The 20,265-nt window shown below is 73.0% G+C and carries 16 protein-coding genes and 1 pseudogene; 9 read left to right on the forward strand and 8 right to left on the reverse strand.

Translation table 11 applies throughout. The annotated features are described in order from the left end of the window. Window positions 1-102: 102 nt before the first annotated feature. Together AQI70_RS30855 and AQI70_RS30860 are read right to left on the reverse strand one after the other, a co-directional pair. Complete coding sequence (locus AQI70_RS30855) at window positions 103-864, reverse strand: GntR family transcriptional regulator (protein WP_062155745.1); 762 nt, start codon at window positions 862-864, stop codon at window positions 103-105. A 171-nt stretch (window positions 865-1,035) separates the two neighbouring features. Next, entirely contained in the window at window positions 1,036-1,923 is an 888-nt protein-coding gene (locus tag AQI70_RS30860; RefSeq protein ID WP_062155746.1) for an RNA polymerase sigma-70 factor, read from the reverse strand. A 217-nt stretch (window positions 1,924-2,140) separates the two neighbouring features. Here AQI70_RS30860 and AQI70_RS30865 point away from each other — a divergent pair, with 217 nt between their 5' ends. Further along, window positions 2,141-2,971 (forward strand): alpha/beta fold hydrolase, encoded by an 831-nt coding sequence (locus AQI70_RS30865; protein ID WP_062155747.1) that lies wholly within the window; start codon window positions 2,141-2,143, stop codon window positions 2,969-2,971. Between the two features lie 93 nt (window positions 2,972-3,064). Here AQI70_RS30865 and AQI70_RS37930 read toward each other — a convergent pair. Together AQI70_RS37930 and AQI70_RS30875 are read right to left on the reverse strand one after the other, a co-directional pair. Then, window positions 3,065-3,853 (reverse strand): annotated as a pseudogene (locus tag AQI70_RS37930) (EamA family transporter); the annotation flags it as partial. Between the two features lie 169 nt (window positions 3,854-4,022). Continuing rightward, complete coding sequence (locus AQI70_RS30875) at window positions 4,023-4,211, reverse strand: hypothetical protein (protein WP_062155748.1); 189 nt, start codon at window positions 4,209-4,211, stop codon at window positions 4,023-4,025. Between AQI70_RS30875 and pdxR the strand changes: the two genes are divergently transcribed. The 6 genes from pdxR (at window position 4,210) to AQI70_RS30910 (ending at window position 14,641) form a co-directional block, all read left to right on the forward strand. Continuing rightward, entirely contained in the window at window positions 4,210-5,628 is a 1,419-nt protein-coding gene (gene pdxR / locus AQI70_RS30880; protein ID WP_062155749.1) for a MocR-like pyridoxine biosynthesis transcription factor PdxR, read from the forward strand. The two genes, AQI70_RS30875 and pdxR, sit on opposite strands and share 2 nt — an antisense overlap. A 209-nt stretch (window positions 5,629-5,837) precedes the next feature. After that, window positions 5,838-7,412 (forward strand): alkaline phosphatase D family protein, encoded by a 1,575-nt coding sequence (locus AQI70_RS30885; RefSeq protein ID WP_062155750.1) that lies wholly within the window; start codon window positions 5,838-5,840, stop codon window positions 7,410-7,412. 141 nt (window positions 7,413-7,553) lie between these two features. Beyond that, a complete protein-coding gene (locus AQI70_RS30890; RefSeq protein ID WP_062155751.1) occupies window positions 7,554-8,960 on the forward strand; it encodes an SWIM zinc finger family protein in 1,407 nt (468 codons plus the stop codon). Next, a complete protein-coding gene (locus tag AQI70_RS30895) occupies window positions 8,957-11,617 on the forward strand; it encodes a DUF7824 domain-containing protein (RefSeq protein WP_062155752.1) in 2,661 nt (886 codons plus the stop codon). The genes AQI70_RS30890 and AQI70_RS30895 overlap by 4 nt, the downstream gene beginning before the upstream one ends. 349 nt (window positions 11,618-11,966) lie before the next feature. After that, entirely contained in the window at window positions 11,967-13,076 is a 1,110-nt protein-coding gene (locus AQI70_RS30905) for a barstar family protein (RefSeq protein WP_062155754.1), read from the forward strand. Window positions 13,077-13,234: 158 nt separating this feature from the next. After that, window positions 13,235-14,641, forward strand: a complete 1,407-nt coding sequence (locus tag AQI70_RS30910; RefSeq protein ID WP_062155860.1) for a GNAT family N-acetyltransferase — start codon at window positions 13,235-13,237, stop codon at window positions 14,639-14,641. A 3-nt stretch (window positions 14,642-14,644) separates the two neighbouring features. On the opposite strand, the gene AQI70_RS30915 is transcribed toward AQI70_RS30910, so the two are convergent. Beyond that, on the reverse strand, window positions 14,645-15,907 hold the full coding sequence (locus AQI70_RS30915; RefSeq protein ID WP_062155755.1) for a trans-sulfuration enzyme family protein: 1,263 nt from the start codon (window positions 15,905-15,907) through the stop codon (window positions 14,645-14,647). Between the two features lie 59 nt (window positions 15,908-15,966). On the opposite strand from AQI70_RS30915, the gene AQI70_RS30920 reads away from it, so the two are divergent. Together AQI70_RS30920 and AQI70_RS30925 are read left to right on the forward strand one after the other, a co-directional pair. Beyond that, the gene (locus AQI70_RS30920; RefSeq protein WP_062155756.1) at window positions 15,967-16,458 is read left to right on the forward strand and encodes an Lrp/AsnC family transcriptional regulator; all 492 of its coding nucleotides are present in this window, start codon (window positions 15,967-15,969) and stop codon (window positions 16,456-16,458) included. Between the two features lie 32 nt (window positions 16,459-16,490). Beyond that, a complete protein-coding gene (locus tag AQI70_RS30925; protein ID WP_062155757.1) occupies window positions 16,491-18,179 on the forward strand; it encodes a DUF885 domain-containing protein in 1,689 nt (562 codons plus the stop codon). 83 nt (window positions 18,180-18,262) lie between these two features. Here the strand turns inward: AQI70_RS30925 and AQI70_RS30930 are convergent, their stop codons facing one another. The 3 genes from AQI70_RS30930 to AQI70_RS30940 form a co-directional block, all read right to left on the reverse strand. Continuing rightward, a complete protein-coding gene (locus tag AQI70_RS30930; RefSeq protein WP_062155758.1) occupies window positions 18,263-19,096 on the reverse strand; it encodes an SDR family oxidoreductase in 834 nt (277 codons plus the stop codon). Window positions 19,097-19,159: 63 nt separating this feature from the next. After that, window positions 19,160-19,675 carry an immunity 21 family protein gene (locus AQI70_RS30935; RefSeq protein WP_062155759.1) on the reverse strand — a complete coding sequence of 172 codons (516 nt, stop codon included), beginning with the start codon at window positions 19,673-19,675 and terminating at the stop codon, window positions 19,160-19,162. A gap of 55 nt (window positions 19,676-19,730) precedes the next feature. Further along, on the reverse strand, window positions 19,731-20,213 hold the full coding sequence (locus tag AQI70_RS30940; RefSeq protein ID WP_062155760.1) for a rhodanese-like domain-containing protein: 483 nt from the start codon (window positions 20,211-20,213) through the stop codon (window positions 19,731-19,733). Window positions 20,214-20,265: the final 52 nt, after the last annotated feature.

Here is a 20,265-nt window from a genome sequence, read left to right on the forward strand (position 1 = left end):
CCGCCCGGGGCCGTCGCGCCGATCAGCCGCAGGGCGGCTTCTCCGCCGACGCCCCGCGCCCCGGAGCAGTCCCGAGGCGCGGGGCGGAAAGTGACACGGCGGTCAGGACGCCCGGCGTTCCGGGTCCTGCTGGATCTCCACACCGCCCGAGTCGCCGAAGGTCAGCCGGCAGGTGTCCGCGCGGTACGTGGCCACGGAGAGCGCGGCGGTGCGGCCCTCGGCGATGTAGCGGGTGGTCACGACGAGGACGGGCGCCCCGGGGAGGCGGTCCAGCTCCTTCGCGTCGTCCGCGCGGGCCGAGCCCAGCTCGACGGCGCTCTCCTGGCCCTCCAGCTCCAGGCGCTGCAGCTCGCGCAGCACGGCACGCGCGCGTGCCGCTCCGGACGGCGCGTCGATGGCGGAGAGGGCGGGCACCGACGACTGCGGGACGTAGAGCAGCTCGGCGGCGACGGGCTGGCCGTGCGTCACACGGGAGCGGCGCACGATGTGCACGGGCTCGTCCCGGCCGCTCTCCAGGGCGGCGGCGACAGACACGGGCGGCAGCGCCTGTGTGCAGTCCGTGGGCTGCCAGACGTCGTCGGCCGCTCCCGGCCAGGCGTGCTGCTCAGTGCCGACGGACACACCCACCCGCGGCGGCGCGACGGTCGTACCGACACCGCGGCGACGCTGCAGCCTGCCTTCCAGTTCGAGCTGTTCCAGGGCCTGGCGGAGCGTGGCCCGGGCGACGCCGAAGCGGGCGGCCAGGTCGCGCTCGTTGGGCAGGATCTCGCCCACGGAGAATTCGGAGTCCAGTGCCTCACTGAGCACGGTCCTGAGGTGCCAGTACTTCGGCTCCGGCACCGTTTCGAGCTGCGTGGTCCCCACCCTGTCCTCCGCAATCGCCGTGGCCCATCGGCGTTTTAGCGCCCTTGTTTATTAAAGGTTGTTGCACTTCTCTGCGACCATAGGGCGGCCCTCACCCTTGGTCAAGACCAATGGCCGGGAACGTTCACGGGACGGACGTGCGCCGCCACGCCCATGACGTGGCGGCGGGATCTACGCCGTCGGCAGCGACCTCAGTTTGTCGGGGTTGCGGATGATGTAGACCGACTGGATGCGCCCGTCGAGGATGTCCACCTGGAAGACGGAGTCGGGCTTGTCGCCGGACAGCACCAGCACCGCGGGGCCGCCGTTGAGCTCCATGAACCGGAAGGACAGGTCGGGGACGTCGCCCTTCTTCGCGGCGCCGACGAGGAAGCGGCCCACCTTGTCGGCCGTCTCCACGACCCGCAGCGGCGCCCTGGACTTGCCGCCGCTGTCGCCGACGAGGCGGACGTCCGGGGCCAGCAGTGACATGAGCCCCTCCAGGTCGCCCTCTCCGGCCGCGGCCAGGAATCGTTCGGTGAGATCGCGTCGCTGGGTGGGGTCGACCTCGTAGCGCGGCCGCCGCTCGTCGACGTGCTTGCGGGCCCGCCCGGCCAGTTGCCGCACCGCCGCCTCGCCGCGGTCGAGCATGGCGGCGATCTCGGCGTACGGGTAGCCGAAGGCCTCCCTGAGGACGAACACCGCCCGCTCCAGGGGCGACAGCGACTCCAGGACGACGAGGACGGCGAGTGAGACGGAGTCGGCGAGGACGGCCCGCTCGGCCGTGTCGGGGACACTGTCCCCGAAGTCGGTGACGTACGGCTCCGGGAGCCAGGGGCCGACGTAGGTCTCGCCCCGCGCCTTGACCTGGCGCAGCCGGTCGATGGCGAGCCGGGTGGTGACGCGCACCAGATAGCCGCGCGGCTCGCGCACCGCCGACCGGTCCGCGCCGGACCAGCGCAGCCAGGCCTCCTGCACCACGTCCTCAGCGTCGGCGACACGGCCGAGCATGCGGTAGGCGACTCCCAGGAGGACGGGGCGGTGCTCTTCGAAGACGTCTGTCTCGGTTTCGGTGGTCACCGCACCATCCCATCCGACGCGACCGGCCGTGTCCAGGCGAAATCGGCGTCCCCGGGGAGGTGTGGCGCAACCCGCAGACGCGCGGGGCGGGTTGCGGGCGCCGCGCCCCCGAGCCTGGCCTGGGGGGGCCGGCGAGCGCCGGGGTCTACCCGTCGGTAGCAATCGCTGACAAGCTGTCTACGGACGTCCGTCGCGTGTCCCAGACGAGGAGCACCCCATGTCCGCCACCGTCTCCTTCAAGGTCCCCTCCCCCCACGGCCCGCGGAGCGTGACCGTCGACTACGCGCGCGTGGGGCGCGGCGAACCGCTGCTCCTGCTGCACGGCATCGGTCACCACCGGCAGGTCTGGGAGCCGGTCGTGGACGTCCTCGCCACCGAGCGCGACGTGATCTCCGTGGATCTGCCCGGGTTCGGGGCCTCTCCCGGCCTGCCCGACGGCCTCTCCTACGACCTGGCCACGACGACGGCCGTGTTCGGCGCCTTCTGTGCGGCCATGGAGCTGGAGCGGCCGCATGTGGTGGGCAACTCGCTGGGCGGACTGATCGCGCTGGAGCTCGGCCGCGAGAAGCTCGTGCGGTCCGTCACCGCCCTCTCCCCGGCCGGGTTCTGGTCCGCGGCCGAGCGGCGCTACGCCTTCGGCGTGCTGCTGGCGATGCGGCACATCTCGCGGCGGCTGCCGCTGCCTCTGGTGGAACAGCTGTCCCGGTCGGCGGCCGGCCGTACGGTCCTGACGAGCACGATCTACGCCCGCCCGGGCCGGCGTTCACCCGAGGCCGTGGTCGCCGAGACGCTCGCCCTCGCGGGGGCCACGGGCTTCGACCAGACCCTCCGGGCCGGCCGGACCGTCCAGTTCACCGACGACCTCCCCGGAATACCGGTCACCGTGGCCTGGGGCACCAGGGACCGGCTGCTCGTGCGCCGCCAAGGGGTGCGCGCCAAGCAGATCATTCCCCGGGCGCGTCTGGTTCGGCTGCCCGGCTGCGGCCACTGCCCGATGAACGACGACCCCGCCCTGGTCGCGCGCGTCATCCTCGACGGCAGCCGCTGACCCGCGCGGGGCGCGCCTCAACGCGCCTGAGCCCAGGGCGACACCGGCGCCGACCAGGGCGCTGCCCAGCGCCTGGACGGCGCCGTAGGAGCCGGTTCCCACGAGCGGGGCGGTGCCGGCGGCGGCGACCGGGATGAGACCGGAGAAGAGCGTGGCGCGCTCGGCGCCGATCCGCTGCATGCCCATGTACCAGCACACGAAGCCGACGACGGTCACGACCACCGCCTGCCACAGGAGTGCCGTCACCTCCGTGGTGTCGGGCCGGCGCAGCCAGGCGGTGCCGTCCAGGAGCAGCCCCGCGGCCATGGACTCGACGGCGGCGACGCCGCACACCGAGGCGGACAGCAGCCGCGGACCCAGCGGGCGCAGCACGGGCACGGCGAGGACCGCGAAACCGACCTCGCCGACCAGCGCGCACACGGAGAAGGCGATGCCGAGCCCGTCCGTGCGCCCCCAGCCCTGCACCGTGAACGCCCCGACAGCCACGAGCAACGCCCCGTACAGGACGGCCCGTTGGGGGCGGCGCCCGTCCAGCAGGGGTACGACCACCGCCACGACGACCGGCGCGCAGCCGACGAAGACCCCGGGAACCGCCGGTTCGGCGGTGCGCTCGGCGGCGATGACGGCCAGGTTGAAGCCCACCATGCCGACGGCGGCGAGCACCGCGAGGCGGGCCCACTGACGGGCGCCGAGCGAGCGCAGCCGGGCCGCGGCGTCCCGCCCCGCCAGGGGGACGAGCAGGAGGAAGGCGAGGCCGTAGCGCAGGAACTGGCCGCCGGCGTACGGGTAGTCGCCGAGGAGGCTGTTGGCGGTGAAGGACCCTCCGACGAGGACGCAGGCGAGCGCGGCCAGGAGGGCGCCGCGCGTGGTGGTGGCGTTCATGGCAGCGACGCTAGGAAGCTGCGCGGTCCGGATTAAGGTCCACTTTCATGACGCCATCGGAGACCAATCCCACCGGGAGGACGGCACGGTCCGCCTCGCTACCGTCGACGCCGGGGCCGGCTGGGCAGGTGGACCGGGCCTCGGTGCCGTACACGGCAGACCCCGCCGGTCAGGTGGACCGCGCCGCGAGACCGTCCGCGAGCCGTCCGGCCGAGGAGACGGAGCGCTCTTCCGGGCCGCTCGCGAGCGATCCGGCCAGGCCCGCACGTACCGCCATCACCGCACCATCACCGCCGCCCAGCAATCCCACCGGCCGGGCGACGCCCCCTGCGACGCCGACCGGGGACACCACGGACATGGCTTCCGCCGCCTGGGAGCTGCTGCTGCCGGCCGCGTCGGCGCCGGCACGCGCGCGTGGGCGTTCGTTGCAGGCGGCGCTGCGTGAGGCGGTGCGGTCGGGGCGGCTCGCGCCGGGTACGCGGCTGCCGTCGAGCCGGGATCTCGCCGCCGACCTGGGCGTCTCGCGCGGGCTGATCACCGAGGCGTACGAGCAGTTGACGGCGGAGGGCTATCTCCGCAGCGGCCGGGGTGCGGGGACCTGGGTGGGCGGCGCCGTACGGGGGGCCGCGCGGCCACGCGCGCGTGACCTCGCTCCGCGCTCCGCGGGTGCGCGGGCCGACTTCGTACCGGGCACGCCGGACGTGTCGCTGTTCCCGCGCGCCGCGTGGGCGGCCGCACAGCGCGGCGTGCTGGCGGAGCTGCCGCACCACGAGCTCGGCTATCCCGACCCGCGCGGGCTGCCCAGGCTGCGTACGGCCCTGGCCGAACTGCTCGCGCGCCGCCGGGGCGTGGTCGCGGACCCCGAGCGCATCGTGGTCGTCTCCGGGGTGTCGCAGGCCACGGCGGTGCTCGGCTTCGTGCTGCACGCGCGCGGGATGCGCGAAGTCGGTGTCGAGAACCCCGGAAGCCCGCAGCACGACGCCCTCTACGCCGCCGCCGGCGTCAGCACCGTGCCGCTGCCGCTGGACGACGAGGGCCTCGCCATCGGCCCGCTGCGGCAGGCCGGCGTACGATCCGTGGTCACGACGCCGGCCCACCAGTTCCCCACCGGCATCGCCTACTCCGCCGCACGCCGCGCCGAACTGCTCGACTGGGCGCGGTCCGTCGACGGGTTCGTCCTGGAGGACGACTACGACGGCGACTTCCGGTACGACCGTGCCCCCGTGGGCGCGCTCCAGGGACTCGACCCGGAGCGCGTCGCCTACGCGGGGTCGGTCAGCAAGTCCCTCGCCCCGGGGTTGCGGCTCGGCTGGCTGCTCGTACCGGAGTGCCTGGCCGAGGAGGTCGTCGAGCGCAAGCGGACCATGGATCTCGGCCATCCCACCCTCGATCAGGCGCTGTTCGCCCGGTTCCTGGAGCGCGGCGACTACGACCGGCAGCTGCGCCGCTGCCAGCGCGCGTATCGGGAGCGGCGCGACGCCCTGGTCACCGCTCTGCGGGAGCACTTTCCGGGCTCGGAGGTGACCGGGATCGCCGCGGGGCTGCACGTCATCGCCGCGTTGCCGGAGCGGTACGGGCCCCAGGAGCGGTTCCACGCGCGCGTGGCCGCGGCCGGGGTTGCGGTGCGCCCGCTGTCGGACTACGCGCACGCGCGTGCCGGGGGCGACGGGGAGGCCGGCGTGCGGCTGGTCCTGGGGTACGCGCACCTGTCGCCCGCGCGGATCCGGGCGGGCGTACGGCTGATGGCCGAGGCGGTCGCGGCGCGTCCGCACTGATCAGGACCTCCTCGGCGGTCGGCGCAATCACCCGTGGGGAAGCGCCCACCAGGAGGTGACCGGAACCGCACGTCCGGCAGGGCACCGCCAGGACTCGCCGGTTCCCTTGTGGATGCGGTCAGTTGTTCACTTGTGGTTTCCGTGTGCGCTGCGGCGCACCAGTAGTTGTGGCACTGCACACTGGCCGGATCCCGCCCCTGGAGGCCTCCATGTCACACCGTCCCTTCCCGGGCCGACGCAGCGTCCTGCGCGGCTCGCTCGCCGCGTCGGCGGCCCTGACCCTGCCCACCGCCCTCGGCTCGGCACCGGCCTTCGCCCTGTCGGGGCGTCCCCGGGCGGGCTGGGGTGTGCAGACGGGAGACGTGACCTGCGACTCGGGGCTGGTGTGGGTGCGGTCCGACCGTCCGGCGCGGATGATCGTCGAGACGTCCGCCACCGAGTCGTTCCGCAACGCGCGCAGATGGCACGGCCCGCTGCTCGGCGCGGAGACGGACTTCACCGGTACGACGCGGCTGCGCGGCCTGCCGTCCGGCGAACAGATCCACTACCGCGTGCTGCTCGCCGACCCCGACGATCCGCGCCGCACCGGCGAGCCGGTCACCGGCACGTTCCGTACGGCCTCCGCGCGGCGGCGTGACGGCGTGCGCTTCGTGTGGTCGGGCGACCTGGCCGGGCAGGGCTGGGGAATCAACCCCGACTTCGGCGGCTACCGGATCTACAACGCGATGGCCGCGCTGGACCCGGACTTCTTCCTGTGCAGCGGCGACAACATCTACGCCGACGGCCCGATCTCGGCGTCCGTCACCCTGCCCGACGGCAGCACCTGGCGGAACATCACAACCGAGGAGAAGTCCAAGGTGGCCGAGACCCTGGCCGAGTTCCGCGGCAACTTCCGCTACAACCTGCTCGACGAGAACCTGAGGCGGTTCAACGCCCAGGTCCCCGCCATCATCCAGTGGGACGACCACGAGGTGACCAACAACTGGTACCCCGGCGAGATCCTCGCCGACTCCCGCTACACGGAGAAGAACGTCGACGTGCTGGCCGCCCGCGCCCGGCAGGCGTTCTCGGAGTACTTCCCGATCTCGACCCTGCGCCGCCCCGACGGCCGGGTCCACCGGGTGGTCCACCACGGCCCGCTGCTCGATGTGTTCGTGCTGGACATGCGCACCTACCGCAACGCCAACTCGCGGGACGACCAGAGCACCGACCCGCAGGGCATCCTCGGTGCCGAGCAGCTGAACTGGCTCAAGCGCGAACTGGCCCGCTCGCGGGCGGTGTGGAAGGTGATCGCCTCGGACATGCCGCTGGGCCTGGTGGTGCCGGACACCGGCGACGGCCAGCCGAACATCGAGGCCGTGGCGCAGGGCGACCCCGGGGCTCCGCTGGGGCGGGAGCTGCAGATCGCCGAGCTGCTGCGGTTCATCAAGCACCGCCGGATCACCGGCACGGTGTGGCTCACCGCCGACGTCCACTACACCTCTGCCCAGCACTACCAGCCGTCGCGGGCGGCCTTCACCGACTTCGAGCCGTTCTGGGAGTTCGTCTCCGGCCCGCTCAACGCGGGCGCGTTCCCGGCCAACACCCTGGACGACACCTTCGGCCCGGAGCGGGTGTTCATCAAGGCGCCGACGACCGCGAACGTCTCGCCCGCCGGGGGCTACCAGTTCTTCGGCGAGGTCGACATCGACGGCGACAGCGGCGAACTGACGGTTCGCCTGCGCGAGTCGGACGGCACCGTGCTGTTCAAGCAGGTGCTCCAGCCGGGCCGGGTCGGTCAGTGACTGCCGTAGCCTGAACCCCGTGCCGCGCACTGGTGTCATCCCCGGTGCGCGGCACCGTCGCGAGGACCCCAAGATCCTCGTGGCGTATGGCGTTTGCGCAGGTCAGGGCCGATTGTCAGTGGTCGCCTCTACGGTTTTTCCATGACGCGATCTTTGCAGGCCGTGGCCTATTGCCGACCCTCCGTGCTGGAGTCCGCAGCGGACGGACAGCGCCTGGGACTGGAGACCTCACGGGGTGCGACGCCCTCGGGTATCGAGGACCATCCGCGGTTCTTCGCAGGCTTCCTGACGTTCCCTCAGGTAGCCTCCGCCGGCCTGCTCGCGGTGGCCGACGTGGCGGCCGCCCGGTACTACCAGCGACAGCTGCGCGCCTCCCTCGACCCGGTGGTGACGGGCAACGGTGACCGGTTGCGCTTCGAGTCCTTCTCCGGCTGCTGCGGGGTGTACGCCCGCCTGGACGTGCTGGAGGCGGGCCTCGACGGCGGCGAGGTGGGGCACGGCACGACGAACGTCGACGTCAACAACCCCCTGCGGGAGGCCCTGTCCAGGATCGGCGCGGACGATCCGCTCCATCTGCGGGTGGGCCCGGAGGAGTTGGCCGTGACCACGCTGGACGGCCCGGTCGTGGAGAAGAAGGTGCCGCTCCCGGACCGCTGGCTGCGCGGCTTCGCGGAGGCGCAGGTGATGGCGGCCGGCTTCGACCTGCGGGCCGAGCTGCCGGCCGCCGAGGCCGTGCGGTTCCTGCGGGCGCTCCCGCGCGGTGGGGCACGCGGTGCCTCGGGCGGTCCGCGGTGGGTGGTGCCCTCGGGCAGCGGCTTGCGGCCGACCACGCGCCCGGTGCCCGGCGCGGTGTGCCTGCCCGGTCCGGAGCGACTGGTCGCGCTGCAGCGGGTGTTGCGGTACGCCACGGCCCTGCGGGTGTACGGCCCGCCGGTCACCGGCGGTGCCGCCGCGGCGAGTGCCTGGGAGGCGGTCCTGCCGGGCATGCGGCTGACGTTGACGCTGTCGCCCGACGCCTCGCGCGGCTTCTCCGGCGAGGGCGGGGTCCTCGACGCGCTCGCGACCGACGAGGCCGCCGAGAACGCGGAGCTGATCGCGGTGCTGCTCGCGTGGGAGCCCCGCGTCGACGTCGCCGACCTGGCCACCGCGTCGGGTCTCACACCCGACCGCGTCCGGGCGGCCCTGATCCGTCTGGGCACGTCGGGACGGGTCGGGTACGACACGGCGGAGGCGGCCTACTTCCACCGGGAGCTGCCGTACGACGCCGAGCGCGTGGAGCGTCACAACCCGCGCCTGCGCTCGGCCCGGGCGCTGGTGGCGGCCGGCGCGGTGGCGCTGGACGGCGCCCTCGGGACGGTGACGGCCGAGGACGGCCATGTGCACCGGGTGCGTGACGAGGCAGGGGTGCTCAGCTGCAGCTGTGTGTGGTGGGCGAAGTACCGGGGTGGGCGCGGGCCGTGCAAGCACGCGCTGGCGGTGCGGATGGTGCGGCGGGGCGTCGCCGCGGCGGAGCGGGACATGGCACGAGTCGACGGGGGTGCGCGATGAGTTCGCTGATGGACGCGGTACGGGCCGGGCGGACGGCCGAGGTGGTGAGCCTGCTGGACGGGATGACGGACGCCGAACGGCGGTCCTGCTTCCCGGAGTTGAGGGCACTGCGCAAGGAGCTACGGGCGGATCCGTGGACTGCGGAGGCCCGCCGTGCCTATCCCGCCCTGCATGTGGCCGGTGCCGCGTGCCAGACCGGCGCTGCGGGCGTGGCGAGTTGGCTCGCCGCCACGGACATGCGCTGGTGGCAGGCGTCGCCGGGGGTGCTCATCGACGTCCTGAGCGACCGGGCCCCCGGCTGGCTCGCCGACGTGGTGCACCGGCTCGCCGAGCGGCCGCTCAGTGCGCGCGTGCCCTATGAGCTGATGGCAGGTCTGGTACGGCTCTCCGGATGCCCGGTGCCGACGACCGAGGCGTATGTCCACGGGTGGGTGGAGCACATCGGCCACGTCTGGCAGCGCGGTGACACATTGCTGGCCCGGCTGCGCAAGGACCCGCACCTCGCACGGCTGACGGCCGCGCTGTTCGAGACGAACGACATCGGCAGCCGTCTGGCGTGGACCGCTGTCGAGGGTCCGAACAGCTGGACCGAGGCGCTCGCGCAGCTCACCGTCGAGGGCATCCTGGACCGGAGGGCGACGGTCGACGCGTGCCTGGCCCGGCTGCTGCGGGGCGGCCCGCCGGCCGACCACCGGGTGTTCCTGCGTATGCTGCGGGCGCTCGCCCTCAGCCGGGACGAGGAGCGGGAGCACACGGCCGACTGGCTGGCACTGGCCTCCGACGCCGCGTCCGTCGTCGCCGCGCACGCGCAGTCGGTGCTCGCGTCGCTGGCTCTCGACGGTGAACTGTCCACCCGCCAACTGGCCGAGGTGTCGGGCGCGGTGCTCTTCCGCACCGAGAAGAAGCTCGTGCGCGCCCAGCTCGTACTCCTCGGCAAGGTGCTCACCCGGGACGCGTCCGCCGCCGACGAACTGCTGCCCGCCGCCGCGCAGGCCTTCGGCCACGAGGACTCGGATGTGCAGGAGCGGGCGCTGAAACTGGTGGAACGGCATGTCCGGAAGGTCGCTACGGCTGACGTACGCGAGGAACTCGCCTCGGCCGCCGGACAGTTGATCCCCACACTCCGCCGGCGGGCAGCGCAGAGCCTGGGCGTTTCCCCGGTGGCGTCGGCACCGGTGCCGTACGAGGAGGTCCTGCCGCCCGCACCGGAACCGGTGTCTCTCGGGCCCGCGCCCGAGTCAGCGGTGGAACTCGCCGAAGAGGTGGGGGCGTTGCTGATGTCCGGTGGTGACGTGGCGGCGTTCGAGCGGGCGCTGGACGGCGTCGTCCGGCACGCGTACCGAAACCGGGACGCGCTTGTGGAGGCGCTGGAACCCGTCGTCACACGCCGCTGGTGGGACAACGGGGACGCACAGTACGGGTTCCGGGTGGACGACTACTTCACCAGACACCACGGCCTGGTCAGCGCCGCGGACGCTCTCGAACTCCTGCTGGCCACGCTGCGGGGGAACGTCCTCACCAGCACGCTCCACACCGCCGTCCGGCGCCGGCCCGGCACCGACGACTGCGGTCAGAGCGCGCTCGCCCGTGCCTTCGAGGCCCGCGTCTGGGAAGTGGCGTACCGGATCCGGACCGAGCCGCTGCCCTTCCTGCTGTCCACGCCCACCTGGGACACGGGTCTGCTGGAGCCGGACGAGCTGGTGGCCCGCCTCGACGAATACCGGCGCCTGGGGGCACGAGTATCGGCGGCCGACTTCGCACAGGCGCTGCTGCGGGTCCGGCGCGGCGACCGTGCGGCGGCCGAGGCGGCCGCGGAGCGGGCAGCGCTGCTCGGCACAGCGGAGGGAGCGCGTCTGGCCCAGTGGCTGACCTCGGTGCCTCCCGCCGTGCCGGTGACCCGGCGGCGGACGTCCGCGGACCGCGTCCTCCTGGAGTCCGGGGAAGTCCCCGAGCTGCAGGGCGACTTGCCGTCCGAGTTCCAGTCGCTGGGACGGCCCGTGAGCGTGTTCCGGGATCGCCGGTACTGCAACCACTGGAGCGACGGCATGCGACAGCACTGGCTGGCCCTGTTGCCCGAGCAGCGCGAACTGGTGGCGGTCCGGATGCTGCGCGACATAGCGACGGTCGCCGTCGACGACGCCCGAGGCGCCGCGGCGATCCTGCCCCGGCTGGCCGAGTCGGGCGGTGCGGCGGGTGAGCTCGTACACCTGTCCGTGGCGTACGGGCTCGGCGCACGGCACCCGGAGGACCGGCTCGCCGCCGTGGACGCCCTGCTGGTGCTGGCGGCGCGCGGGCAGCTCGACGCGGCGCGGCTGGGCGCGGACCTCGGGCAGTTGGTGCGACGCGGGGCCGTGAAGCCGTCGCGCCTGGTGGAGTCGGCACGGACGGCGGCGGCCACGGGGGCGCACGCCACCGTGTGGGGGATACTCCGGCACACCCTCCCCGCCCTGCTCGCCGATCTGGCGACCGGCGAGACGCCCGCGCCCGCTCGGGGACTTGCCGACCTCCTGTCCGTCGCCGCGGAATGCGCCGAGCGGACGGGGGCCCGGGAGGAACTGCCGCACCTGACCCGGACGGCGGACCGCCGCGGCTCGTCCCGGCTCGTGACCGAGGCCCGGCGGCTGCGGAGCGCGTTGGCGGAGGGGGTGGCCGCCTGACGAGTGCGGCGGAACAGCCCGGTCGGCAGCGCGCTCGGCATCTGTGCTGCTCAGCATGGGCTCATGGGCGCCTTCCTGCCCGGGTCAGCGCCTCCCCGTCCGAGTGCGACGCCCTCGCGAGCGACGACGAGGGCGAGGGCGAGGGCGAGGAAGGCGACCCGGGCAGTCGGGGAAAGGCGCCGCCCGGCGTCTTGCACGCTCTCGACCGGGCCGCTGCCGAAGATACGGAGGTTCTCCGCCACGCCGTCACGTGACGGGGTCCCCGGTCCGTCGCCCGGCCGCACTCTTGCAAAAGGCTCGAAAACGACAGCGCCGCAAAAAGACTTCGGTATGGCAGCCGAGTCCGGGCATGATTCCTACCGTGCATGAGGTTGGGGGCCATCGCGCGCACATGCAGTACGCGCTGACGGAGACGGGGCAGGGCCACGTCTGGGGTGTGTGCGCCGCAGTGGAAGGACTCTTCGGGGAGCCCCACCGCGGCACATACGAGCTGCTCGACTGGGTCCCGGAAGGCGCCGAGGTGTGCGGCTGGATCGGCAGCCGGGTGTGGCTGGTGCCGGAAGGCGAGGCGCTCGACCCCTGGCTCCTGGAGGATGTGGAGAGCCCAGGGCAGCGCTCCTGGACGAACAGTCTCGTGCTCACCGGCCTCGACGACTACGAAGGCCCGCCCGAGGGACACAGACGTCCTGTCCGAGTGCACGACGGGCACCGCTGGCTGGGCTCCTGCCGGGAACTCACCCGCATCGTGCCGCCGGAGCCGGAGCCGGAGCAGGCACAGCTCCCACTGGTCCTGCGAGGCCTCGCCCAGAGTGATCAACTGCGGGCAGCGCTGGCGAAGGGAACCAGGCGGGCGCTGAACCTGGAGGAAGCCTCCCTGGAGATACGGGACGAACGGGGCCAGCCGCTTGCCGAACGACTGCTGTGGGCCAAGGTCAGCTCCTGGCGCCCTTCTGATCTTGGGCCCGGGCTGATCGACCTGGAACTCGACGCAGGGCACCTCACGCCTGTCCCCGAATACGCCCGGCCGGTCTGGGAACAGTGGTTCGCCGGACCACCGGACACCCCGGGCGCCTGGACCGGCCTCGACACCAGGTGCCGCAAGGCCTGGCTCGATCTCGTCCGAGAGCGAGCCTGTCGAGGCACCCACCGTGACCGGCCGGCTGGTCATGCCTACGAACTCGACGGCCGGCACGTCACCGATGAGCCGGGCCTGTACCTGGCGCTCGGTGAGGCCGTGAACGGGCCGGGTGGCTACTTCGGCGGCTGCCTGACCGCCCTCGACGACTGCCTGCGCGGCACCTTCGGCTACACAGCCCCTGCGACCCTGCTCTGGCGCAACGCCTCAACCGCACGCGAGCACCTCTCCCACACCCTCACCGCGGAGGGCCGGCCCTACGACCTGTTCGCCGGGACACTCCAGGTCCTGGCAGAGGGCGGCATGCACGTCACGCTGGTCTGAACACGGTCTTCAACAATTGAAAAAGAGCAACAAAACCGGCATAGAGCCTCTTTACCGCCCGGTCACAAAGCGTTCGTGATCACGCAACACCTTTCCTTCACAGTGGCTGCATGAGTCGAGACATGTCTGATGTGACGCGCGCGAAACACGGCCGTCCCGTGCACCACTGGCGGCGGGACGTCATCGAACTCGCCGCGCTCTTCACGGCGGTGGCGGTGGCCGACGCCGTGGCGAACCTGGTCGGGCACGGGCCCGACGGACCCGCGCTGCTGCTGATCTCGGCGGTCGTGCTGGTCGCCACGGCGGGGTTCCACACCTGGTGGGCACGCCGCCACGGTCATGCACCGCCGACGAGCGATACCGGTGCCCGGTCACGCTCCGAGGAGCGGGCCGGGCCGTCGGACCAGGCGCAGGACGCGGCTGCGACAGTGTCCGAGGAGGGTGCGCTGTGGCGGATGCGGACGACGGTGAAGGATGAACCGGGGTCGCTGGGCGCGCTGTGCACGGCGCTCGCCGGGCAGCGGGTGGACATCCTGAGCCTGCAGACGCATCCGCTGGCCGAGGGCACGGTGGACGAGTTCCTGCTGCGTGCGCCCGGCGGGCTGGCGGCGGCCGAGATCACCCGTGCGGTCTCGGTGGCCGGCGGCGCCGGGACGTGGATCGAGCGGGCCGACGCCCACGATCTGGTGGACGCGCCGACCCGAGTGCTCGGCCTCGCCACCCGTACCGCCCTGGACGCGGCGGAACTGCCGCTGGCGCTGCGGCAGTTGCTGGGCCGGTGCACCATCCGGTCGCTGCCCGCGGTCCCGGCCGGGGGCGGTCGCGGGCCGCAGTCGGTACCGGTGGAAGGGGCCCTGGAGGACACCGTGATGCGGTTGCGGGCGCCGGAAGGCGGGGTGATCACGGTGGAGCGGCCGTATCTGCCGTTCACGCCGACCGAATTCGCGCGGGCGCGGGCGTTGGTGGAGCTGGACGCCCGGCTCGGCCCGCGTGTGCCGCGCGGCCAGGACGTGCTGACGCTGCCCGAGGGCAACGACATCACCGTGCGCCGGGCGGACACCGATGACCTTCGGGCCGCGCGGGAGATGCACGAGCGGTGCTCGGCAGGGACGCTCAAGATGCGGTACCACGGTCCGGTCGGCGACGCCGACCGCTATCTGAACCACCTGCTCAGCCCCCGCTTCGGCCGTACCCTCGCCGTGCAGACGGCGTCGGGCCGTGTCGTCGGCCTCGGTCACCTGCTGTGGGACGGGGACGAGACCGAGGTCGCGCTGCTCGTCGAGGACGCCTGGCAGCGACGCGGCATCGGCGGCGAGTTGCTGCGCAGGCTGGTGGCGATGGCGGTCGAGGCGGGCTGCGCGAGCGTGTACGCCGTGACGCAGTCGTCCAACACCGGCATGGTCGCCGCGATGCGCGGCCTGGGCCTCCCCCTCGACTATCAGGTCGAGGAGGGGACTCTGGTCATCACCGCGCGGCTGGCTCCGCCGGCCGAGCCGGAGGACGCCGTGGGAGTCGCGGGGCGCGGGACGGGCGCGGGTGAGTGGGGGAAGGCCGAAGCGCCGTAGGGGCTAGGGGCGGCCGGCGCCTGCGGGTTCGCTGCGGTCGGTCGCGCCCACGCGGTGCAGCCGTATGTCGATAAAGTCGGCGCCCCTTCGGGGGCGCGCGGCCGTCCCCAGCGCTCCGTCCAGGTCCGCCCACAGATCCTCTACGTCCTCCAGGCCCACCGACATCCGCAGCAGCCGGTCGCTCACCCCGGCGCCGCGCCGGTCGTCCGCGTCCACGATGCGGTGGCTGATGGAGGCCGGGTGCTGGATGAGGGTGTCGACGCTGCCGAGGCTCACGGCGGGGGTGATCAGACGGACGCCGGCTATGACCTCGTGCGGGTCGCCATGGACTTCGAAGGCGATCATGGCGCCGCCGATGCGCGGATAGTGGACCCGGGCGACGCGCGGGTCGGCGGCGAGCCGGCGGGCGAGTTCGGCGGCGGTCTCGGAGGCGGCCCGGACCCGCACCGGCAGGGTGGAAAGGCCGCGCAGCAGCAGGTAGCCGGCGAGCGGATGCAGGACGCCGCCCGTGGCGAACCGTATCTGCCGCAGCCGCCCGGCGAACTCCTCGTCGCAGGCCACCACGCCCGCCATCACGTCCCCGTGCCCGCCGAGGTACTTGGTGGCGCTGTGCAGCACCAGCTGGGCGCCGTGTTCGGCGGGACGCTGGAGCACCGGTGTGGCGAAGGTGTTGTCCGCGAGCAGCGGGACCGAGCCGCAGGCATGGGCCACGGCCTTCAGATCGACTTCGGCGAGCGTCGGATTCGCCGGGGACTCCACCATCACCAGTCCGGTGTCCGGGCGCAGCGCCTCCGCGATCCCGGCCGGGTCGGTCCAGGTGACCTCCGAGCCCAGCAGCCCGGCGGTGAGCAGATGGTCGCTGCAGCCGTACAGCGGGCGTACGGCGACCACATGCCGCAGGCCCATCGAGGCCCGTACCAGGAGAACCGCGCTCAGCGCCGCCATCCCGCTGGCGAAGGCGACCGCCGCCTCGGTGCCCTCCAGGCGGGCCAGGGCGGTCTCGAAGCGGGCGACGGTCGGGTTGCCCAGGCGGCCGTAGACGGGCGGGCCGTCCGGCTCCGCGCCGGTCGTGGCGAACGCGTCGATACGGGCGGCCTCGCCGCGGCTGTCGTACGAGGGATAGGTGGTGGACAGGTCGATCGGCGGGGCGTGCAGTCCCTGCCGGGCGAGGTCGTCACGGCCTGCGTGCACGGCCTCGGTGGCGAGTGCTCTGGGTGCTGTGCGGCGTACGCCGTCGTACGCGGGCGTGTCCAGGGGCGTGTCCATGACCGAAGGGTGAACACCGACCGGGCCACAGTGGTCATGGCCCGTGCTACGTTCGGCCAATGGCCGAATCTGTCGTACTGGACCCGGTGGATCTCCAGCTGCTGAGACTTCTGCAGAACGACGCCCGGACCACCTACCGCGACCTCGCCGCGCAGGTCGGGGTCGCGCCGTCGACCTGCCTGGACCGGGTGACCCGGCTGCGCCGCTCGGGCGTGATCCTCGGCCACCGGCTCCAGCTGGATCCGGCGAAGCTCGGGCGGGGTCTGCAAGCGCTGCTGTCCGTGCAGGTCAGGCCGCACCGACGGGAGCTGGTGGGGCCGTTCGTGGAACGGATCCGCGCCCTGCCGGAGGCGCTGACCGTCTTCCACCTCACGGGTCCTGACGACTACCTCGTCCACGTCGCGGTGGCGGACATGGCGGACCTGCAACGCCTGGTCCTGGACGAGTTCACCGCCCGCCGGGAAGTCGCCCGGGTGGAGACCCGGTTGATCTTCCAGCAGTGGGACTGCGGCCCTCTGCTGCCGCCTTCGCCCTCAGCTCAATCCGAGTGACGTACCGGTCCCCTCGTATGAGGATGGACCGCATGTCTGAGACCAAGAGCCCGCTGCCCCGTCAGGTCGCCGACGCGTATGTCGACGAGCTCATCGCCCTCGATCCGGTCACCGGTACGTATCTCGGCGTGAAGGAGAGTTCGAGCAAGCTCCCCGACCTCTCACCCGCGGGCCAGGAGGCGCTTGCGGCACTCCAGCGGGCCACGCTCGGGCGGCTCGCCGAGGCCGAGCGCCGGCCCGGCGCGGACAGTGACATCGAGCGCCGGTGCGCGCGCCTGCTGCGCGAGCGGCTGACCGCGGAACTCGCCGTGCACGAGGCCGACGAGGGGCTGCGCACGGTCGGCAACCTGGGCACACCCGCCCACTCGGTCCGCGAGGTCTTCACCGTCACGCCCAGCCAGACCGACGAGGACTGGGCGGCGATCGCGGAGCGGCTGCGCGCGGTGCCGGCCGCGCTGACGGGCTACCGCGAGTCCCTGGCGCTGGGTCTGGAGCGCAAGCTGTACGCGGCGCCCCGCCCGACCGCCACCTTCATCGAGCAGCTCACCGAGTGGTCCGACACGGGCGAAGGGCACGGCTGGTTCGAGGACTTCGCTTCGGCCGGCCCCGACGCGCTGCGCGCGGAGCTGGACGAGGCCGCCCGCGGGGCGACGGACGCCGTGCTGGAGCTGCGGGACTGGATGCGCGACGTGTACGCGCCGGCGATCGAGGGCGCGCCGAACACGGTGGGCCGCGAGCGCTACGCCCGCTGGGCGCGCTACTTCAACGGCACGGACCTCGACCTCGACGAGGCGTACGCATACGGCTGGTCCGAGTACCACCGGCTGCTCGGCGAGATGAAGAAGGAGGCCGAGAAGATCCTCCCGGGCGCCGCGACGCCATGGGTGGCGCTGGCGCACCTCGACGAGCACGGCCGGCACATCGAGGGCGTCGACGAGGTCCGCGAGTGGCTCCAGAGCCTGATGGACGAGGCGATCGAGAAGCTGGACGGCACGCACTTCGAACTGGCCGAGCCGGTGCGGAAGGTGGAGTCCCGCATCGCCCCGCCCGGCGGTGCGGCGGCCCCGTACTACACGCCCCCGTCGGAGGACTTCTCCCGTCCGGGCCGCACCTGGCTGCCGACGATGGGACAGAACCGCTTCCCGGTCTACGACCTGGTCTCCACCTGGTACCACGAGGGCGTACCGGGCCATCATCTGCAGCTCGCGCAGTGGACGTACGTCGCCGGGAACCTCTCCCGCTACCAGGCCACCGTCGGCGGGGTCAGCGCCAACGCCGAGGGCTGGGCGCTGTATGCCGAGCGGCTGATGGACGAGCTCGGCTTCCTCACGGACCCGGAGCAGCGGCTCGGCTATCTCGACGCGCAGATGATGCGGGCCGCCCGCGTGATCGTCGACATCGGCATGCACCTGGAGCTGGAGATCCCCGCCGACTCGCCGTTCCACCCGGGCGAGCGGTGGACTCCGGAGCTGGCCCAGGAGTTCTTCGGCGCGCACAGCAGCCGTCCGGTGGACTTCGTGGAGAGCGAGCTGACCCGGTATCTGACGATCCCGGGCCAGGCCATCGGCTACAAACTCGGTGAGCGGGCGTGGCTGCTGGGCCGCGAGAAGGCGCGTGAGCGGCACGGCGACGCCTTCGACCTCAAGGCCTGGCACATGGCGGCCCTGTCCCAGGGCTCCCTGGGCCTGGACGACCTGGTGGACGAGCTGTCCCAGCTCTGACCCACCGACAGGTCAACGCCGTCGGGTCAACTCCGCCGGTCAACTCCGCCGGTCAACGCCGCTGGGTCATCAGCACCGCCGGGTCAACGCCGGAAACCGCCCTCGGAGTTGATGACCTCGCCGGTGATCCAGCCCGCCTCCTCCGTCGCCAGCCAGGCGATGAGGCGGGCGGGGTCGTCGGGCATGCCCCACCGGCCGGCGAGGAAGCAGGCCGCCACGGCCTCGTACGCCTCGCCGGTCAGGTAGTCCGTGTCCACGGGACCGGGGTTGACGGTGTTCACCGTGATCCCCTGCCCGGCGAGCGTGGTCGACAGGGAGCGGGTGATCGAGGCGAGGGCGCCCTTCTGGAGGGCGTAGGCGATCTCCCCCGGCATGCCGCTCGCGATGTCCTGCCCCGAGGTCATCAGCACGACGCGGCCGCCGGGGCCCGGTGGCCTCAGCCGGGCATGGGCCTGGACGAGGAGCAGCACGGAGCGGGTGTCGACCGCCCAGTGAGCGTCGAGCATCGCGGCGTCGATCTCGTCGAGGGTGCCATCGGAGCCGCTCAGCGCATGGTTGGCGATCAGGATGTCCAGCCGTCCGCCGAGCGCCGAGGCGGCCGTGGCGATCAGTTCGGCGGGCGTGTCCGGGTCGGACAGATCACCCGGGCCCGACAGCACCTCGGCGTCGGGATCACCGAGCGCCTCGCGCACGGAGGCGGCCACGTCCTCGGGCCGATCGGCTCCCCAGGGCATGGCGGCGTCGTGCGGCACATGGTGGTGCAGATAGACGCTCGCCCCGTACGCGGCGAGCCGCCGGGCCACGGCATGACCGATGCCGGCGCGTCTGCTGGCCCCGGTGACCAGGGCGGTTCGGCCGCGCAGCGGCAAGGGTTCGCGGCGCAGGGCTTCCGGGGCGGGGTGCGGGAGTCGGGGCATGGCAGATCATGATGGGGAACCGCCGGGTGCGGTGCACCTGGTTTTTCCGCCGAGGCCCCGGGGTCAGTGCGGCAGACATCGGAGCTGGACCAGCCCGAGCCAGGTCTCGGGTCCGGGTTGCACCTGGGCGGCACGGACCGCGTACGCCCCCGGCTCCAGGGCCACCCGCAGATGCTCGGTCCGTTCCGTCTCCTGTCCCGGCCAGGCGGAGTCGAACAGGACCACCGTACCGGGCACCTTCCAGCGCACCTCCTGTCCCCACTCCGCCGTGGCGAGGGCGGCCGGGACCCGGGCCAGCAGTTCCTCTTCGGAGTCGGCGGCGCACCAGCGTACGAAGGTGCCGTGGTCGGGCAGATAGGAGGTCGAGGCGGGCTCGTCGCCGAACACCAGGGCCGCGCTGTCTCCCACCGGCAGGAGTCCGACGGGCCCGTCGACCTCGCAGGCCCGGTCGTAGTCCGAGGCGGTCTCGTCGCCGTCGGCGCCCGCCCAGAACGGCAGCACCGTCTCGGGCACCGCTATGAGGGGGCCGCCACCCGACTCGACCCATTCCACCGCGCCCGGATCCGCGTATCTCACCATGGCAGCAGAACCTACACGCACGGCGGCTCATCAGGCACTGTGCTCAACCCCTGCCTCAGCAACCGCAGGCGTCAGCGTCCGCACGTGCCGTGAGCGGGTCGGCGGGGCGGCGCTCGCGGCCCTGCCAGGTCTCGAACTCCAGGCCCTCGCGGGCCCAGTACTCGAAGCCGCCGAGCATCTCCTTGACCTGGTAGCCGAGTTCGGCGAGGGCGAGGGCGGCCCGGGTCGCTCCGTTGCAGCCGGGGCCCCAGCAGTACGTCACGACGGGCACGGACCTGTCGAGGAGCCGCTCGGCCTGCCCGGGGACGAGGGCGGTGGGCAGGTGGACCGCGCCCGGGATGTGGCCCTGGTCCCAGGCCTCGGTGGAACGGGAGTCCACGACGACGAATCCGGGGTCGCCGCCGGACGCGAGGGCGGCGGCGACGTCGGACACGTCGGTGTGGAAGGCGAGGCTCGCCCGGAAGTGGGCGGCGGCCTCGGCAGGGGCGGCGGGCGCGACGCGCAGGACGGGGTTGGCGCTCGTGGCAGTGGTCGTCATGACCAGAAATCTACGGCCGGTGATCCACTCCCTGAAGGAGAGATCCCCGGCG

Source organism: Streptomyces curacoi, from assembly GCF_001513975.1.
GTDB lineage: Bacteria > Actinomycetota > Actinomycetes > Streptomycetales > Streptomycetaceae > Streptomyces > Streptomyces curacoi.

Coding starts and splice junctions, on each gene's coding strand:
- AQI70_RS30865 (WP_062155747.1), top strand. CDS start 2,141: ATGTCCGCCACCGTCTCCTTCAAGGTCCCCTCCCCCCACGGCCCGCGG.
- pdxR (WP_062155749.1), top strand. CDS start 4,210: ATGGCTTCCGCCGCCTGGGAGCTGCTGCTGCCGGCCGCGTCGGCGCCG.
- AQI70_RS30875 (WP_062155748.1), bottom strand. CDS start 4,211: ATGTCCGTGGTGTCCCCGGTCGGCGTCGCAGGGGGCGTCGCCCGGCCG.
- AQI70_RS30885 (WP_062155750.1), top strand. CDS start 5,838: ATGTCACACCGTCCCTTCCCGGGCCGACGCAGCGTCCTGCGCGGCTCG.
- AQI70_RS30890 (WP_062155751.1), top strand. CDS start 7,554: ATGACGCGATCTTTGCAGGCCGTGGCCTATTGCCGACCCTCCGTGCTG.
- AQI70_RS30895 (WP_062155752.1), top strand. CDS start 8,957: ATGAGTTCGCTGATGGACGCGGTACGGGCCGGGCGGACGGCCGAGGTG.
- AQI70_RS30905 (WP_062155754.1), top strand. CDS start 11,967: ATGATTCCTACCGTGCATGAGGTTGGGGGCCATCGCGCGCACATGCAG.
- AQI70_RS30915 (WP_062155755.1), bottom strand. CDS start 15,907: ATGGACACGCCCCTGGACACGCCCGCGTACGACGGCGTACGCCGCACA.
- AQI70_RS30920 (WP_062155756.1), top strand. CDS start 15,967: ATGGCCGAATCTGTCGTACTGGACCCGGTGGATCTCCAGCTGCTGAGA.
- AQI70_RS30925 (WP_062155757.1), top strand. CDS start 16,491: ATGTCTGAGACCAAGAGCCCGCTGCCCCGTCAGGTCGCCGACGCGTAT.
- AQI70_RS30930 (WP_062155758.1), bottom strand. CDS start 19,096: ATGCCCCGACTCCCGCACCCCGCCCCGGAAGCCCTGCGCCGCGAACCC.
- AQI70_RS30935 (WP_062155759.1), bottom strand. CDS start 19,675: ATGGTGAGATACGCGGATCCGGGCGCGGTGGAATGGGTCGAGTCGGGT.
- AQI70_RS30940 (WP_062155760.1), bottom strand. CDS start 20,213: ATGACGACCACTGCCACGAGCGCCAACCCCGTCCTGCGCGTCGCGCCC.